At 73.2% G+C, this 17,319-nt stretch carries 12 protein-coding genes; 9 read left to right on the forward strand and 3 right to left on the reverse strand.

Features of this window, described 5'->3' with window-relative positions; all coding sequences use genetic code 11:
* The first annotated feature begins 84 nt into the window (after nt 1-84).
* Nucleotides 85-1,740 (forward strand): AMP-binding protein, encoded by a 1,656-nt coding sequence (locus tag CV755_RS14170; RefSeq protein ID WP_109280591.1) that lies wholly within the window; start codon nt 85-87, stop codon nt 1,738-1,740.
* Here the strand turns inward: CV755_RS14170 and CV755_RS14175 are convergent.
* A complete protein-coding gene (locus CV755_RS14175; protein ID WP_109280592.1) occupies nt 1,723-9,117 on the reverse strand; it encodes a type I polyketide synthase in 7,395 nt (2,464 codons plus the stop codon). The genes CV755_RS14170 and CV755_RS14175 overlap by 18 nt on opposite strands.
* A gap of 200 nt (nt 9,118-9,317) precedes the next feature.
* Here CV755_RS14175 and CV755_RS14180 point away from each other — a divergent pair, with 200 nt between their 5' ends.
* The 8 genes from CV755_RS14180 (at nt 9,318) to CV755_RS14215 (ending at nt 16,494) form a co-directional block, all read left to right on the forward strand.
* The gene (locus tag CV755_RS14180; protein ID WP_109280593.1) at nt 9,318-10,346 is read left to right on the forward strand and encodes a 3-oxoacyl-ACP synthase III family protein; all 1,029 of its coding nucleotides are present in this window, start codon (nt 9,318-9,320) and stop codon (nt 10,344-10,346) included.
* 351 nt (nt 10,347-10,697) lie between these two features.
* Nucleotides 10,698-11,537 (forward strand): polyphosphate kinase 2, encoded by an 840-nt coding sequence (ppk2, locus tag CV755_RS14185; RefSeq protein WP_109280594.1) that lies wholly within the window; start codon nt 10,698-10,700, stop codon nt 11,535-11,537.
* Between the two features lie 226 nt (nt 11,538-11,763).
* Complete coding sequence (locus tag CV755_RS14190; RefSeq protein ID WP_109280595.1) at nt 11,764-12,447, forward strand: DJ-1/PfpI family protein; 684 nt, start codon at nt 11,764-11,766, stop codon at nt 12,445-12,447.
* Nucleotides 12,444-12,911 carry a hypothetical protein gene (locus CV755_RS14195; protein WP_109280596.1) on the forward strand — a complete coding sequence of 156 codons (468 nt, stop codon included), beginning with the start codon at nt 12,444-12,446 and terminating at the stop codon, nt 12,909-12,911. The genes CV755_RS14190 and CV755_RS14195 overlap by 4 nt, the downstream gene beginning before the upstream one ends.
* 3 nt (nt 12,912-12,914) lie before the next feature.
* A complete protein-coding gene (locus tag CV755_RS14200) occupies nt 12,915-13,232 on the forward strand; it encodes a hypothetical protein (protein ID WP_164503290.1) in 318 nt (105 codons plus the stop codon).
* On the forward strand, nt 13,229-13,972 hold the full coding sequence (locus tag CV755_RS14205; RefSeq protein WP_109280597.1) for a DUF3159 domain-containing protein: 744 nt from the start codon (nt 13,229-13,231) through the stop codon (nt 13,970-13,972). Before CV755_RS14200 ends, CV755_RS14205 begins: the two co-directional genes overlap by 4 nt.
* 231 nt (nt 13,973-14,203) lie before the next feature.
* Nucleotides 14,204-15,412 carry a SpoIIE family protein phosphatase gene (locus CV755_RS14210; RefSeq protein ID WP_109280598.1) on the forward strand — a complete coding sequence of 403 codons (1,209 nt, stop codon included), beginning with the start codon at nt 14,204-14,206 and terminating at the stop codon, nt 15,410-15,412.
* 191 nt (nt 15,413-15,603) lie between these two features.
* Nucleotides 15,604-16,494, forward strand: a complete 891-nt coding sequence (locus tag CV755_RS14215) for a universal stress protein (RefSeq protein WP_109280599.1) — start codon at nt 15,604-15,606, stop codon at nt 16,492-16,494.
* A 49-nt stretch (nt 16,495-16,543) separates the two neighbouring features.
* Here the strand turns inward: CV755_RS14215 and CV755_RS14220 are convergent, their stop codons facing one another.
* Both CV755_RS14220 and CV755_RS14225 read right to left on the reverse strand, forming a co-directional pair.
* The gene (locus tag CV755_RS14220) at nt 16,544-16,804 is read right to left on the reverse strand and encodes a hypothetical protein (protein ID WP_109280600.1); all 261 of its coding nucleotides are present in this window, start codon (nt 16,802-16,804) and stop codon (nt 16,544-16,546) included.
* Complete coding sequence (locus CV755_RS14225) at nt 16,797-17,129, reverse strand: DUF6247 family protein (RefSeq protein WP_241561207.1); 333 nt, start codon at nt 17,127-17,129, stop codon at nt 16,797-16,799. Before CV755_RS14225 ends, CV755_RS14220 begins: the two co-directional genes overlap by 8 nt.
* Nucleotides 17,130-17,319 lie beyond the last annotated feature (190 nt).

The raw sequence follows: 17,319 nt of genomic DNA on the forward strand, positions 1-17,319 counted from the left end.
CGTGCCCGAATCACTCATGTAGGTGATGCCGTGGTGGCGGCGCCGTCCTCATGCTCATAAGGGTCGGCCCCCACCGCCCCGGAGGTGTCCGCCGTGGCCCCGCTGGCCCGTACCGTCCTGCGCGCGCTGCGGGACGCGCCCGACGGCGCCTGTCTGCGCTATCCGCGGGGGCGGCGGGAGTTCGCGACGCTCACCAATGCCCAGGCCGCCGCGCTGAGTCTGACCACGGCCGCGGCGCTGTGGCATGCCGGGATCCGGCCCGGGCACCGGGTGGCCGTGCTGACCCGGGACCCGGTGGAACTGGGCACCTGTGTGCTGACGCTGACCGGCATGGGTGCCGTGCCGGTGCTGGTCGATGGGTCGCTGCCGGTGCGGATGATGGGACGCTGTCTGACGGCCGCGGCGCCGGACGCCCTGCTGGCCGAGCCGCTCGCCCATCTCGCCGGGCGGCTGCTGGGCTGGGGCGGGGATGCCGTGCGGCACCGTCTGGTGGCGGGAGGGCCGCTGTGGCCCGGCCGGACCCTGCGACGGCTGCGGCAATCCGCGGTCCCCTGGCGGGAGATGACCGTGATGCCGGACGAGGCCCCGGCGATGGTGGTGTTCACCTCCGGTGCGACGGGGCCGCCCAAGGGGGTCCTCTACCGGCATGGCACGGTGCAGGCTCAGCTCCGGACGCTGCCGGAGAGCCTGGCCCTGGCCGGGCGGACCGTTGTCGCCGCCTTTGTGCCGGCCGCGGTGCTCGGCCCGTTCTGCGGCGCCACCACGGTGGTCCCCCGGCTCCACCTCACTCGTCCCACCCGGGTCCGGGCCCGCGACCTGGCGCGGGCCGTGAACGGCACGGGTGCCGGGGTGCTGCTGGGCTCGCCCGCGCTGCTGGACCGTCTGGCGCGGTACTGCCTGCGTACGCTGACGCCCCTGCCGACGCTGCGGCAGGTGCTGTCCTTCGGTGCGTCCCTGCCCTATCCGGTTCTGGACCGGCTGCGGGTGTGCCTGCCCGCCGAGGCCGTGGTGGGCACTGTGTACGGGGCCACCGAGGCGCTGCCGGTGAGCATGGCCGACCACCGGGAGCTGCTGCCGCTGCGGGCGGCCACGCTCGCGGGGCGGGGCGTCTGCCTGGGCCGCCCGCTGCCGGGCGTCACGGTGCGCGTGCTGCCGCTGGACGCGGACGGTGCGGACCACCCCCACGGTACGGTTGGTGAACTCGCCGTCTCGGGGCCCAATGTCAGCCCCGCCTATCTGGATCCGGCGGACACTCTGGCGGCCAAGCCGGTGATGGCGGACGGTGTGGCCGGGCATCGCATGGGCGATGTGGGCCGGCTGGACGCACAGGGCCGTATCTGGTTCTACGGACGGCTGGCGCACCGGCTGTGTACGCCGCAGGGCCCGCTCTGCACCGAGCAGGTGGAACCGGCCCTCGATACCGTGCCCGGGGTGCGCCGCAGCGCGCTGGTGGGGGTGGGTCCGGCTGCCGCGCAACAACCGGTGCTGGTCGTGGAGTTGGAGCGCGGGGTGTCCCGGGCCGGCCGCGCGGCCGTGCGCCGGGCCATCGCGGAGGTGCTGGACGGTCTGGAGCTGCCGGTGACGGGGGCGGCGCCGGTGCTCTTCCACCGGTCGCTGCCGGTGGACCACCGCCACGCGGCGAAGATCGACCGTGCCCGGCTGGCCGGCTGGGCCGCGGCGCGGCTCAACCGGCCCTGGGCGGAAGGGAAGCCGGTGACCGCGTCACCGCGGCGCGGGTGAGGCTCCGCCCTGGGCATGGATGCCCAGGCGCTGATGGATCAGGCGGGCGAAGTGGGTCAGGGTGCGTCCGCTGCCCATGAGTTCACCGGGCGGGATATGGATGCCGAAGTATTCGCGGGCCTGCAGGATGAACTCGGCGCCCATCAGGGAGTCCACGCCGAAGTCCTCCAGGCCGCGGTCGGGGTCCAGTTCGGAGGGGTCGATATGCAGGACGCCGGCCAGGTGCCGGGCCAGGGCGTCGGTGATGGCGCGGACGGCGTCCTCGGGACTCATCGCGGCCAGGGAGCGCAGCAGTTCCTCCCGGCTCTCGTCCGCGTCCGTCATACCGGCGGCGGGGACGAGGCCGCTGTAGCGCGGGGTGGCCAGGGCGGGCAGCAGTCGGCGGGCGCGCCCCCACCGGTAGCGGCCGACGCCCGCGACATCGGTGCCGGTGGCGAGGAGGTGGCCGGCGGCGGTGAACGCCTCGGCGGAGGTGATGGGTTCAAAGCCGAGGCCGGTCATGGTGGCTCCCAGGCCGGTGCGGGCGACATAGCCGGTGTCGGCGACCGGCCCCCAGGCGAGCGCCGTGCCGGGGCGTCCGGCGCGGCGGCGGGCCCGGGTGAGGGCTTCCAGGTAGGCGTTGGCGGCGACATAGGGGGCCTGGGCGAGGTTGCCGGTGGCCGCGGTGACCGAGGAGTAGAGCAGGAACAGGTCGATTTGCCGGCCGGCGGTGAGGCGGTCCAGGACGTCGGCCCCGGCGGCCTTGGGGGCGAATACGGCGGCGAACCGCTCGTCGGTGAGGGCGGCCAGCGGTGCGTCGTCCAGGTGCATGGCGCAGTGGGCCACTCCGCGCAGCGGATGCCCGGTGGCGTCCACGGCGGCGATCACCTGGCGCATGGCGGTCTCATCGGTGACGTCGGCGGCGTGGGCGGTGGCCCGCACCCCGCGTCCGGCGAGCCGCTGGAGGACGTCCGGGGCCTCCGGGGCCTCGGCGCCCCGGCGGCTGACCAGGGCGAGGTGGCGGGCGCCGAGGTCGGCGAGCCAGTGGGCGGTGGCGGCGCCGAAGCCGCCCAGCCCGCCGGTGATCAGATAGGTGCCCTCCGGGTCCAACTCGGGTACCTGCGGGGCGGGTTCGACCGGTACCGGTTCGTCCAGCGGGTCGAGGGCGACCACCACCTTGCCGACATGGCGGGAGTGCTGGAGCAGCCGGAATGCCTCGTCCACCCGGGCCGCGGGGTGGACGGTGTGCGGCAGCGGCCGGTACTGCCCGGTGGCCGCCCGCGCCGCGGTTTCCAGCAGCAGGCGGGGGCCGCGGACGGGGTCGAAGATGATGCTGTCGAGGTTGAAGCCGATAAAGGTGATGCTGCGGTGGAACGGGCGCAGCAGCAGCGGGTTGTTGAGGAAGATGTCGCGTTTGCCGAGTTCAATGAAGCGGCCGTTGGGGCGCAGCAGGTCCAGGCTCTGTGCGATGGCCTCGCCGCTGAGGGAGTTGATGACGATATCGACGCCCCGGCCATCGGTGAGTTGGCGTACCCGGGGGGCGAAGTCCAGGCTGCGGGAGTCCAGGACGTGTTCCACGCCGAGGGTGCGCAGCAGATCGCGTTTGGTCTCGGTGCCGGCGGTGGCGATGACGCGCAGTCCCAGGGTCCGGGCGCACTGCAGGGCGGCCAGGCCGACGGCTCCGGCTCCGCCGTGCACCAGCAGGGTTTCGCCGGGCATCGGCCTGGCTTCGTCGGCCAGGGTGCGGTGGACGGTGAGGTAGGCGACCGGGAAGGTGGCCGCCTCGGCGAATGTCATCCCGTCGGGGATGGGGCCGAGGGTGGCGGCCCTGGTCAGGGCGTGGGAGGCCAGTCCGGCGGCCATCAGTCCGCTGACCCGGTCGCCGACGGTGTATTCGGTGACTCCGGGGCCGACCGCGCTGACGACGCCTGCGGCGTCGGTGCCCAGTCCGCGGCTGAGCGGAGTGCCTTCGACGGCCTCCGGGGGCAGCAGTCCATTGGCGCGCATGGGGTCGCGGAAGTTCAGCGCCACGGCCCGTACCTCCACCACGATTTCGCCGGGGCCCGGCCGGAGGGGTGCGGTCTGCCGCCACACCAGGCGGCGGGTGAAGCCGGGGTCCCTCACCTCCAGGACGAAGGGGGTGTGTGCGGGGGCGGCGGCGGGCCGGTCGGCCGGGCGCTGGGTTTCGCGGGGGACGAACCGGCCGCCCCGGGTGAGGACGATCTCGTCCTCCTCGGTGGGGGTGAGCAGTTCGCGGGCGAGGCGGCGGGCGTCGGCGGCCGGGTCGTCGGCGGTGTGCTCCAGGGAGATCCGGCACAGGCGCAGACCGGGCTGTTCATTGGCCAGGGTGCGGGCCGTTGCCCAGGCGGCCGCGTCCAGCGGGTGGCCGGGGCGCTCGGGGGCGGGGAAAAGGCCGGTGGGGCGGGTGACCAGCCACACCCGGGGGCGGGTGTGCGGGGCCCGTTCGGCGCAGGCGGCGGCCAGGGCCCGTAGCACGGCGGCGCGGCGTGTGGTGCGGGTGACGGTCTCCTCGGGGCCGACGGTCTCCTCGGGGCCGCGGGGCTCGCCCAGGAGGCAGACAATGCCCACGGCGCCGGCGGGCAGTGCGCCGGCCCAGGCGGCGGAGTCGTCGGTGGCGGCGATGATCCGGGCGGTGCCCAGCAGGCCGGCCAGCGCCTGGGCCGGCGGGTTCTCCTCGTCCGTCTCGGTGGCGAGGAGCCAGGTGGTGTCCGGTTCCGGCGTGGGGAGCGGGGGCTCGGCGGCCGGGGAGCGGTCGGCGGCGGCCAGGAGGACGGAGCAGTCGTCGGTGCCCGTCCGCACGGTGCCGGTGAAACCGCACTCCCGCAGCAGCGGCGGCCACCGGTCGGGCGGCAGCAGCACGGTGTCGGGGCGCAGGGTGCGGTCGTCGCGCTGCCAGAACTCCTCGGTGCCGCCGAGGAGGAGGGCCTGGTGCCAGGTGTCGTGTTCTTCGGTGGCGAGCAGGAGTCCGCCGGGGGCGAGCAGGGTGCGCGCCTGGCGCAGCGCCTGGGCCAGGTCGGCGGCGGTGTGCAGGGTGCCGTCGGCGACGACCAGGTCGAAGGCGCCGTCGCCGAGGCCCTGGGTGGTGGGTTCGGCGTTCCGGTCGAGCGTGCGGTACTCGGTGAAGTCATGGTCGGTAAACCGGTGTTGGGCCGCGACCAGGGCGCTTTCGGAGGTGTCGGTGCAGATGTAGCGGGTGCGGTCGGCGGGGAGCAGGGGCAGCAGGGCGGCGGTGAGGGCGTGGGGTGCGGCACCGAGTTCCAGCACGCGCAGGGGCCGGTCTCCGGGCCAGCGGCGGACGATCTCGGCGAGCAGGGTCTGGGCGACCCGGTGGGCGAAGCGGCGGATGGGCGCGGCGGCGTACATCTGCTCATAGGTGGTGGCGCCGGTGTCCAGGAGTTCCTGGTTGCCCGGGGTGTCGCGCAGGGTCGCGGGCAGCCGGCGCAGCCGGGCGTTGAGCTGGAGGCTCTCGGCGGCGAAGGCCGGATGGTCCTCGATCAGGGCCCTGAGGAGCTGTTGCGGGCGGGGTGCGGTGCCGGTGAGCTGCCAGCGGTCCTCGTCGGCGGGCCGGGCCAGCTGGTGCCGGGCGAGGAGCGGGAGCATCAGCCGTACCAGCCGCCGGTGGCGGGGCTGGAGCCCGCCGTTGAGGAGGTCGGGCAGGGCAAAGGGGGCTGCCGGGTGGTCGAGCAGTCCGGCCAGGGCCGCGGCCCAGCAGTGGGCGGCGGTTTCCCCGGCGGCGGCCCGGAAGCGGTCGTGGCCGCTGTCCCGCAGGGCGTGGTGCAGCCGCTCGATCCGGTCGCGGACGGCGCCCGCCAGCCCGGCCGGAGGCGGCAGGGGTGTGGGGGCGGCCGGGGTGCCGGGGTGCGGGGCGGCGCGCAGGACGGTGTGCTGGACGGTCAGCGGGGTCCGGTCGGTGTTGTATGCGCGCCGGGTGCGGAACCCCTCGATTTCGGCGGTGACGGTGCCGTCGGCGTCGGCGTAGGTGACGTCCCAGCAGAACTCGGTCTCGGTGAAGCTGCGTTGGCGCAGGTGGACGACGCCGGCCGGGGAGGGCGTGCGCCATACCCGTACCGAGTCGAAGGTTGACGGCAGATAGGCACGGCCGGCCCGCATCTGCTCCTCCACCAGGGCGACGGTGGCCTGGAAGGGGCCGTCGAGCAGCACCGGGTGCACGGTGTAGGCGTCGTGGGTGTGCTCATTGCGGTAGTCGGCCAGCAACTCCTCGTCGCCGACGCTTAGTTGGCTCAGCAGCTGGAAGGCGGGGCCGACCTGGAGGCCGACGCTGTGGCAGATGGTGTAGAAGTCCGGGCCGCTGACGGTGCGGGGGCAGCGCGCGCGGATTGCCCGGGGGTCGATGGGCGCGGGGGCGGTGCCGAGCAGGGTGCGGGCCTGGGCGCGGACGACGGGGTGGCAGGCGGTGCCCCGGCCCTCGCTGCTGCTGATGGTCACCACGCCGTCTTCTGTGGTGACGGCGGTCTGCAGCCGGGCGGTGCCGGGGTCGGGCCAGCTGACCGGCAGCGGGCTGGCGATGCCCAGGTGCCGGACCTCCACCGGCCGGTCCAGGGCCCGCCGGCCGGCCGACAGCGCCATCTCGACATAGGCCGCGGCGGGCATGAGCACGGATCCGGCGATGCGGTGGTCGCCCATCCAGGGCACCAGTTGGGGCTCGATGGCGCCCTCCCACACCGGGTGCGGTCCCGGGAGGCGTTCGCCGAGCAGGGGGTGGTCGAGCAGTCCGGTGCCGCTGGTGCGCAGCACCAGGTCCTGGGGAGCGCCGAGCCAGTGGCGTTCGCGCTGCCAGGGGTAGGCGGGGAGTTCGGCCACCCGGCCGGGGCGGGGGAAATGCGCCTGCCGGTCCATGGCCGCCCCGGCGGCGATCAGGGCGGCGACGGCGGCGGCGGTGTCGCGGGGGCCGTCGCCCTGGCGGTGCAGGGTGGGGACGTGGGTGGCGTCGGTGCGTTGCAGATAGGGGCGCAGCACCGGGTGCGGGCCGATCTCGGCGAGGATGCCGGCGTGGTCGGCGACAAGGCGGGTGACGGCCTGGTGGAAGCGCACCGGTTGGCGGACGTTGCGCCACCAGTAGCCGGCGGTCAGGGCCTCGCCGGGCAGTGCCGTGCCGGTGACGGTGGAGAGGAAGGGGATCCGGGTGGTGGTGGGTTCCAGCCCGGCCAGTGCGGTGCGCAGCGGGGCCTCGACGGGGTCCATGGCAAAGGTGTGGAAGGCGTAGTCCAGGTCGAGTTCCTGGAAGAAGATGTCGCGGGCCTTCAGCTGTGCGCCGAGGGCGGCCAGTGCTTCCGCGCTGCCCGCGATGGTGACATCGCGGTCGCTGTTGACGCCGGCGATCTCCAACTCTCCCGTGTAGGGCAGGAGTTCTTCGCGGGCCGCGGCTTCGGGCAGGCCGACGGCGGCCATCCGTCCGGTGCCCGCGGTGGGGCCCTGGGTGCGGCTGCGTTCGGCGATCACCCGGGCGGCCTGCTCCAGGGTCAGGGCCCCGGCAAGGTGGGCGGCGGCCACTTCGCCGACGCTGTGCCCGGCCACGGCTACGGGGCGCAGTCCATGCGCCGCCAGTACGGCCGCCAGCCCCACCTGCACCGCGAACAGGGCGGGCTGGGCGACCTCGGTGCGCCGCCAGCGGGCCGCTTCCGGCTCGGCCAGTTCCTTGGCCACCGACCAGCCCAGGTGCCGGGCGAGCGCGGCGTCAACCTCTTCGAGGGCCGTACGGAAGGCGGGATCGGCGGCCGGCAAGCCGACGGCCATGCCGGGCCATTGGGAGGCGTTGCCGGAGAACACATAGGCCACGGTGTCCCGTTGGGCCTTGCGGGCCCTGGCGCCATGGGTGGGTTCGCCCGCGAAGAGCCGCTCCAGCCGGTCGGCGGCCTGCCGGGGGCTGTCGGCCAGGACGGCGGCGCGGTGCGGGTGGGCGCTGCGGCGGAGGGTGGTGGTGTGGGCGAGGTCGTAGAAGTCCTCGGGCGCGGTCTGCCCGAGGTGTGCCGCGACGCGGGCGGCCAGTTCCCGCAGCGCCTTGGCCGAGCGGGCGGAGACCACCACGGGCAGGATGCCGGACGGGGGGTCCTCCCGGCGGGGCGGGGCCGGCGGGGTGGTGAGGATGGCATGGGCGTTGGCCCCGCCGAAACCGAAGGAGTTGACTCCGACGGCCGCCCGCCCCGGGCGCGGGAGCCGGACGGGTTCGACGGTGGGTGCCAGGCCCAGCCCGGGGAAGTCGATGTCCGGGTTGAGGTTGTGGGCGTGCAGGGTGGCGGGGGCCACGCCGTGCCGGAGCACAAGCATGGCCTTGAACAGACTCGGCATGGCGGAAGCCGGTTCCAGATGGCCCAGGTTGGACTTGACGGAGCCGATGGGCAGCGGCCCCACGGTGCGGCACTGCCCCAGGGCCCGTCCGACGGCCTGTGCCTCGGCCGGGTCCCCGGCGGGCGTTCCGGTGCCATGGGCCTCGAAGTACACCAGCTCGTCCGGGTCCACCCCGGCCCGCTGGTAGACGGTGCGCAGCAGCGCTTCCTGGGTCCGGGGGCTGGGCAGGGCCATCCCGCGGGTGCGGCCGTCGCAGTTGGTGCCGGTGCCGGCGATCACCGCATGGACGCGGTCGCCGTCGGCCAGCGCGTCGGCGAGCCGTTTGAGGACGACCACTCCCCCGCCCTCGGCCCGGACGAATCCGTCGGCCTCGGCGGAGAAGGCGGCACAGCGTCCGCTGGGCGAGAGCATGCCGGCGTGCGAGAAGCCGGCGAAGGCGTAGGGGTGGCCGAGCACATTGACGCCGCCGGCCAGGGCGGTGCGGCTGGTGCCGTCCAGCAGGGTGCGGCAGGCGCGGTCCACGGCCACCAGGGCGGAGGAGCAGGCGGTGTCGATCGCCATGCTGGGGCCGTGCAGGTCAAAGCAGTACGAGACCCGGTTGGCGGCGATGGACAGGGTGGACCCGCTCATGGTGTAGGGGTTGGCGTACTGCTCGATGGTTCCCTGGACCGTTCCATAGAAGGGATCGGAGATCCCGATGAACACACAGGTATCGGATCCGGCCAGCGACTCGGCGGGGATCCCGGCGTCGTCCAGGGCTTCCACGGCCATTTCCAGCACCAGCCGCTGCTGGGGGTCCATGGCCTCGGCCTCTTTGGGGGCAATGCCGAAGTAGGCGGCGTCGAAGCCGGTCACATCGTCCAGGAAGCCCCCGGCGGCGGTGTAGCTGCGGCAGGCGCGCACGCCGCCGGGGTCCACAAAGCGGTTCTTGTCGAACCGGTCCGGTGGTATCTCCCCTACCGCGTCCCGCCCTTCGGACAGGGCCTCCCACAGCTTCCGCAGATCGGTGATGCCGCCGGGCAGCCGGCAACCGGCGCCCACGACGGCCACGGCACGGTCGTCGCACTCCATCGTCAGCCCCCGTCCGGTTCCTCAACGCGGCCTGTGCTGGCGCAGGTTGTCATGCCTACCCCGCGCGGAGGCCGGTCAGCGTGGAGACAATGAGTTGGTTCTGCGCAGATCGCCGCCAAAAGCGCGGAAAACATGGACAGTTGGTGATTGTCCGCCGATGGCGAGGCCATCCCCCCACGCCCCCGTCGTACGCTCAACAGGTGCCGCCTTCCCGTCGTGCCCGGCTGCTGTCCAACGCCGTGCATCTGCCGCCGCGGTACCGGACCATGGAACAGATCCGGGCGGGCATGATCGCGGCGGGGAGCCCCTTTGTTCCCCCGCCCGGCACACTGGAGAACCTCACCGGGGTCCGGGGCGTATACGTCAGAGCCGATGACGTGCAGGCCTCCGACCTCGCGGTGGCGGCCGCCCGCAAGGCGCTGGGGATGGCGCAGATGAGCGCCGATGAGATGGATCTGCTGCTGTTCGCCTCCACCTCCCAGGACCTGGTGGAACCCGCCACCGGCCATATCGTGGCGGCGAAACTCGGCGCGGTGTGCCCGGTGTTCGATGTGAAGAACGCCTGCAACAGCGTGCTCAACGCGGTGGAGACGGCGGCGGCCTTCATCGAGACGGGCCGGCACCGCACCGTACTGATCGCCTGCGGGGAGACCGCCACGCTCACCACCCGCTGGCATGCGCCCGACCAGGAGACCTTTATGCGTCACCTGCCCGGCTACACCGTCTCCGATGCGGGCGCCGCCCTGGTGCTGACCGCCGGTCCGGCGGGCCCGCGCGATCCCGGTGTGCTGCACGCGGTGTTCGCCGCCGACTCCTCCGCCTGGGAGGCGTGCACGGTGAAGGCCGGCGGCTCGATGTACCCGCGTTCCACCGACGACGACCACTACTGTCTCCGGCTCAATGAGAACCAACTCTCCCGGACCGGCCATGAGATGGCCCGGATGGTGCTGGAGCATGCGCCGCGGGAGATGGCCCTGGTGCGCCAGAGCGCCTTCGTCGCCGTCCACCAGATCTCCATGCCGCAGTTCCACGAGGCCTGCGCCCTGCTCGGCCTGCCGCCGAGCCGTTTCCTGGCCACGGTGGACCGGTACGGCAATGCGGCCTCCGCCTCCCTCCCGCTGCAACTGGCCCTGGCCCAGCGGTCGGACCGCCTGATGCCCGGTGACCTGGTCGCCCTGATCGGGCTGGCCAGCGGCTTCAGCATGGGGCTGGTGCTGATCCGGCTGTGACCGCGGCGCGGCCGCCGCGGCGCCCGCCGCCGCTCGGGGCCGCTTGGCGGCCGAAACAGAGCCGTTCGGCCCTCTCGCTCACCCAAGTACCGGGCGTGGACTGGCGGTTCGGGGCCCGGGGAGGCACGCCCGTGCCCATGGGCTGGCCGTGGATGTCGTATGGCCGTCCGGTGCCGCCCGCGCACGGCAACCCCGCCACCCGGGCACCGGCTCCGGCCGTCCGGCCGGAGCCGTCCGCTGACGAGCCCGGCCCCTCACCCGGCCGCCGGGGCGTCCCCGGCGGCACGCCGGGCGGACCGTCCGCTTACACCCGCGTCCCGGGCCCCGGGGGCCCGTACGCTGTGCCGAGGCATGGGAGGAGACGGAGCGGTGACCGACGGCCATGGACAGCGGCGGCTCCCCGGCGCCGTATACCGGCAGGAGCTGCTGCGGCTCCAGACCGAACTGGTGAAGCTTCAGGAGTGGGTGCGCGCCGAGGGCGAGCGGCTGGTCGTGGTCTTCGAGGGCCGTGACGCGGCGGGCAAGGGCGGCGTCATCAAGCAGGTGACCGAGCGCCTGAACCCACGGGTCGCCCGGGTCGCCGCGCTGCCGGTACCGACCGAACGGGAGCGCACCCAGTGGTACTTCCAGCGGTATACGGCCCATCTGCCCGCGGCGGGCGAGATCGTCCTGTTCGACCGCAGCTGGTACAACCGGGCGGGAGTCGAGCATGTCATGGGCTTCTGCACCGAGGCGGAGCACCGGCGCTTCCTGGAGCAATGCCCGGTCTTCGAACGGCTGTTGACGGAGGACGGGATCCTGCTGCGCAAATACTGGTTCTCGGTGAGCGACACAGTGCAGGAGCAGCGGTTCCGTGACCGGCTGGCCGATCCCACCCGCAGCTGGAAGCTGTCGGCGATGGACCTGGAGTCCATCACGCGCTGGGAGGCGTACTCCCGGGCGAAGGACGAGATGTTCCAGCACACCGACACCCGGCATGCGCCGTGGTACGTGGTGGAGAGCGACGACAAACGGTCGGCACGTATCAATATGATCGCCCACCTGTTGTCCACCGTGCCGTACCACGACGTACCAGGGCCCGCCCTGCAACTGCCGCCCCGCCCGCCCGCCACCGGCTACCGCAGGCCACCGCGGGACCGCCAACGCCATGTGCCGGACCATGCGGCGGGGCTGGGGGGCGCGGGAGGCTGACCGCCGGTGTGCGGCCGTCCGTATGTGCCTCTGGTGACGGACCGGTCCTGGTCGCCTGGCCGACCGGCCCATACCCGGCGGGTCCAGAAGTTGAGGGTCGCAAAAGCACTGGTCAGCGAAGTGGCGAGAACTCGTTGGGTTCTGTCATTCCAGCCCATGGTTGGGGTCTGCCGTGCCGCCTAGCGTGAGCGCGGCAGTCATGAACCGAGGGAAATGAGAGTCGCCGATGCTGGCACAGTTCGTCCTCTTCGATGGATTCGACCCGTTGGATGTCATCGCTCCGTTCGAGGTCTTCAGCGCCGCCCGGACCTTCACCGATGGGGTGACCGTCGAACTGGCCAGTGCGGAAGGAGCCAGGCAGGTACCGAGCGGAATACCCGGCGTCGCGCTGACGGCTGCCGCTCGTCTCGCCCCGGACCGCGCGGACCTGGTCGTTGTGCCGGGCGCGGCCGGCAGGCTGCCCGGGCAGGGCGCGGACGACTCTGCCGAGGAACAGATTCCCGTGATCCTCAGCCGCGCGCTGACCACGGAGCTCCCGAAAATGCTCGCCGAAGCGCTGGCCGCAGCGGGCACCACGGTGGCCACGGTCTGTGGCGGGTCGCTGGTGCTGTCCATGGCCGGGCTTGTGCGGGGCCGCCATGCCACCACCCATCACCAGGGTCTGGACCTGCTGGGCGCGGGCGGTGTGCACGTCGTCCCGGGCCGGGTCGTCGATGACGGCGACCTGGTCACCGCCGGCGGCGTCACCTCCGGCCTGGATCTGGGCCTGTATCTGCTGGAACGGGAGACCGGGCCGAAAGTCGCGCTCGCCGTGGAGCAGCTCTTCGCCCACGAGCGCCGTGGCGTCGTCTGGCGCGACCAGGGGCCCGCACCGCTGTCCGCCGCCGGCGCTGCGGAGCAGCCGCGGTGACCAAGCTCCTGCTCATCCTGCACGTCCTCGCGGCGATCGTCGCCATCGGCCCGGTGACCGTGGCGGGCAGCATGTTTCCCGCCGCGGCCCGCCGTGCCGCCGGCACGCCCGGGACACTCGCCACGGTACGGATGCTGCACCGCGTCTGCCGGGTCTACGCCGGCCTCGGCCTGGCCGTTCCCGTCCTCGGCTTCGCCACCGCGAGCCAGCTGCATGTCCTGGGCAGCCCCTGGCTGATCACCTCGATCGTGCTGACGGGTGCGGCCGCATCGGTGCTGGCGCTGCTGGTACTGCCGGCCCAGGAACGCCTCCTCGCCCAGCTGGCCGAGTCCGCGGCCGGGACGGCGGCCGTCGAGCGCGCGCAGACCGCGCGCCTGGCCATGCTGACCGGCGCCTTCAACCTGCTCTGGGCGACGGTCACCGTCCTGATGATTCTCCGCCCCGGCTCCACCACGGGAGTGTGACCCATGACCGCCGACTCCGTACCCGCGCCACGGCTCGCACGCAGGCCGCTGCGCGCTTCGGCAACCATCGAACTGGTCAGCCTCGCCGTGTTGTTGGTCAACATCGCCACAGGGAACGCCCGGGAGATCGCTGCGTTGTTCGGCCCCGTACACGGGGTCGCCTGGCTCTTCGGCATCCTGGCCACCCGGCGCGACCCGCGGCGCAGCACCGGCGCCACGCTGCGCGCCATCATCCCCGGCATCGGGGGCCTGCTCGCGCTCCGTGCCCTGGAGCAGGCCGACGCACAGGCCGCTCCGGACACCGGATCGGGGGCACGATGACAGCCCGTCTTCCCGGGCTCGCGGCCACGGCGGCGCCGACCCTGGTGTTTGTGACCGCCTATGGTGCCGACGGGCTGCGGACCGCCCTTGTGGCGGCCACCGTGGCCGGTGTAATGGTCCTCGCCTGTGGTCTGTTGACCCGCCGGTACCTCCGGCATGCGGCGGTGGGCGCGCTGCTGGCGGTGACCTGCGCGGCCGTGGCGGTCGGTACCGGGCAGGCACGGGGCTTCTTCCTGCTGCCCATGCTGCTGCCCGCGGCATCCTCGGCGGCCTGCCTGCTGTCGGTGCCCGCCGGCCGTCCCCTGGCCGGCCTGGTGGCGAACCGGGTCGTGGGCGGCCCACCGCACTGGCGGTCGCACCGGCCGCTGCACCGTTTCTACCGTTGGATGACGGTGGGCATCGGCCTGGTGTGCCTGGCGAGTCTGGCCGCGCAGGCCGTCCTCTACAGCCGTGCGGAGGTCGCCTGGCTCGGTGTCCTCCACATCGTCATGGGAGCACTGTGGCCCGGGATCACCGCCGCCACGCTGGCTCTGTCGCGCCTGGCCGTGGCCCGTCACCGCGAGCCGGCGTACGGCGCGACGCCGCCGTCTGCGGACTTGCCGCGACCTCCGCCGATGCAGCCCCGCAGCTCACCGCCGCGCATACGCCCTGCCCTCACCAGGATCGTCACTCCTCCTCATGGAGATGGCAGGTCCGCCGCCAACATCACCGCCTCCTGCGCAAGCGTGAAGTTCGACTGAGTCTGGACACACGCTGGGCGCCGGGCGTCAGATGACGACCGTTCGCGGTCAGTTGTCCACAACGGGCTTATACAGATTCCCCATTGAGCGATAGGAGCGGTCAACTTCTGTCATTTGAAGACAACGGCGGAGCCTGTATATGCCATAGTCGCCTCGCGGTGATGGGGTCATGGCGCACAAGGCGCGAGCAGCGAGACCGCGAGGAACCGGCCACGCGGGAAAGGCGGGCGGATGACCAGTCGTACCGTTCTCGACGGACACGACCCCGTCGGCCGGGCGGCCTGCTCCTGCCGGGGCGGGGGCACCCCCGCCCCGGGGTCCGGAGCGGCGGGCGAACAGTTCCGGGCCCTGCTGGAGTCCGCTCCCGATGCCATGGTCATCGTGGACGACGCGGGTGTCATCCGCCTGGTCAACGCCCAGACCGAGGCGCTGTTCGGCTACGGACGGCAGGAGTTGCTGGGCCGCCCCGTGGAAGTCCTGGTACCCGTCCGCTTCCACGACCGGCACACCGTGCACCGCAAGGACTATGCGCACAACCAGCAGTTCCGCCCCATGGGCGCCGGGCTGGAGCTGTACGGACTCCGCCGGGACGGGCGGGAGTTCCCGGTGGAGATCAGTCTCAGCCCCCTTCGGACGCCCGACGGGCTGCTGTTCTCCGCTGCGGTCCGTGACGTCACCGAACGCAAGGCCGCGGAGGCCGAACTCACCAGGCTCTATGAGCAACAGCGGCATGTGGCGCTGACCTTGCAGCGCAGCCTTATGGGCACCCCGCCCGACCTTCCCGGTCTGTATACCGCCAGCCGCTATCTGCCCGCCACCCAGGGTGCGGGTGTCGGCGGTGACTGGTTCGATCTTGTGCTGCTGGAGAACGGCCGGGTCGGCGTTCTGATCGGCGATGTCATAGGCCGCGGGCTGGAAGCGGCCGCCGTCATGGGGCAGTTGCGCTCCGCCGCCAACGCCCTGGCCCGCACCGGTATGCCGCCCCGGCGGCTGATGGCGGTCCTGGACGCCGTGGTCGCCGACCTCCCCGACCAGATGGTCACCTGCTGCTATCTGCTCATCGACCCCGGCAGCGGAGAGATCACCCTGTGCTCCGCGGGGCACCTGCCCGTGCTGCTGGCCGCTCCGGGCCAAGAAATGCGGCCGCTGCCCGCACCCGTGAGCGTGCCCCTGGGCGTGGGCGGCATCGCCCATGAGCAGGTCACCCACACCGCACCACCCGGAACGACCCTCGCGCTGTACACCGACGGCCTGGTGGAGACGCCCCAGACCGATATCGAGGAGCAGATCACCGCTCTCGCCGCCGTGCTGGGCACCGCCCTGGACGCGGGGCGGGATCTGGAAGCGGTGGCCGACTCGGCCCTCGGGGCCCTGCTGCCGCCCGCGGCCGGCGATGACGATGTAACGCTACTGCTGGCCCAGTTGCCCTCCCGCGACTGAGACTTCACCGGGACTCCCGGCCGGGACCTACGGCAAAAGGCACCCCTGGTACGGAGACAGACGGTTGACGGCGGGCCACTCGTCCCCGGGGCGAGGGACCTGCGGCCCCTCCCCGCCCGGCGGGGCACCGGCGGAGGCTTGCCTCAGCAAGGAGGCGCACCATCCCCGCCGTTCCCACCCCGGAGGCTCTTATGCCCGGCACCATCACCGTCGGACTGGACGGAACCGATCACAGCCTCGCCGCGGCGGACTGGGCGGCGGCCGAGGCTTCGCGCCGCGGCATGGCGCTGCGGCTCGTCCATGCCCGGATGTCACCGCCACCGGACACCATTGTCGCCGCGGACGCGGAGGCGCAACAGCGGTGGGCGGCCGGCGTCCTTCATGAAGGGCGGGACCGGGTGACCTCCGCCTTCCCCGGCCTGACGGTCGGCACCGAGCTGCTCCCGGCCGGGGCCGTGCCGGCCCTGCTGGCCGAGGCGGCCCGGGCCGAGCTGCTGGTCCTCGGCTCGCGGGGCCATGGCGCGATGGCCGGCTACCTGCTCGGTTCCATTGGCCTGAGGGTGCTGCGCCAGGCGGTCCGGCCGGTGATCCTGGTGCGCCCGCCGCGCCGGGAGGAGCCCGCGCAGCCGGTCAGCTCCGCGCAGCCGGTCAACGAGGTGGTCGTGGGGGTGCAGCAGGAGGACCAGGCGGGCGCGCCGGTGCTGGAGTTCGCCTTCGCCGCCGCGGCGGCGCGTGCTGCGCGGGTCCGGGCCGTACGCGCCTGGGCCATTCCCCCGGCGCTCGCCTGGAGCCCCGGCTCGATGTATCTGGCCTATGAGGCCGACGGCCTGGAGCCATTGGAGCGCAAGGGGCTGGCCGAGGCCCTGGCTCCCTGGCGGGAGAAGTATCCGCGGGTCGAGGTCGTGGAGCAGATCGAGACCGGCAACGCGGCCGAGGCGCTGCTGAACGGCTGCGCGGGCGCCGCCCTCCTGGTGGTGGGGCGCCGTCTCCCCGGGCCCCATGGCCTGCGGCGTATCGGCTCGGTCACCCATGCCGCGCTGCACCACGCGCACTGCCCCGTCGCCGTGGTCCCTCATCCGTGATCCCGCGCCGGTGGCGAGGGCGGCCCGCGCCCGGCCCCGATCGCGGTCCTCAGCCGAGCCAGACGATGTCGATGACGTAGAGCCGCCCGGCCTGGCGGTTGATGAAATAGACGGCGGTCAACTGCCCAACTGCGGCGGAGCGGACGTCCTCGCCGTCCGGATCGCGGCGGTCGAAGGCCGGAAAGGACCATGGGTCACGGGAGGCGATGTCCAGGACATCGCGCAGTATGCCGCGGGCATGGGCGGGAAGGGCGCCCAGCACATCCAGGGCCCTCGGCGACAGGCGGGCCCGCCATGGCGCGTCACTCATGGCCGGCCCCGAACGCGTCCTCGACGGCGATGCCATCGGAGTCGTCCCGGCCGGAGGCGAGAAACGCGTCCACCGCCGGGGCCGCGGCGAGGCGGGCCTGCCATAGGCGCACCACCTCATGGAGCGGGGTGAAGCTGTAGCTGTAGCGGGAGTCCTCCAAGGCCCTGGCCCAGTCCCGCTCAAAGGCCGGCACCCACTGCTCGGCTCGGGGGTCCGTACGGATCCGGGCGAGCAGCTGCGCGGCCGCCGTGGGAGCAGGGGCGGGTGGCGGTGCGGGCACATGGTCGCGCTGGGCGCTCATCGGCTGCTCCTCCAAGCGGGTCATAGCGTCACGGTAGCCGCCGGGCCACCGGCGGTTGAGGGTTTTGGCACTCATCACCCGGCACCCCCGCGAGCACACAGTACGGGCCCTCTACCATGCTCGCCCCGCACGCGGAGGGGGTTCCCCGAAGGCCGCCCCCGGCCCGTCCGCCCCCGCTAGCGTGCCCGGCACACTCCGCAACGGCGGAGCACGA

It is taken from the genome of Streptomyces orinoci (assembly GCF_003121295.1).
GTDB classification, from domain to species: Bacteria; Actinomycetota; Actinomycetes; order Streptomycetales; family Streptomycetaceae; genus Streptomyces; species Streptomyces orinoci.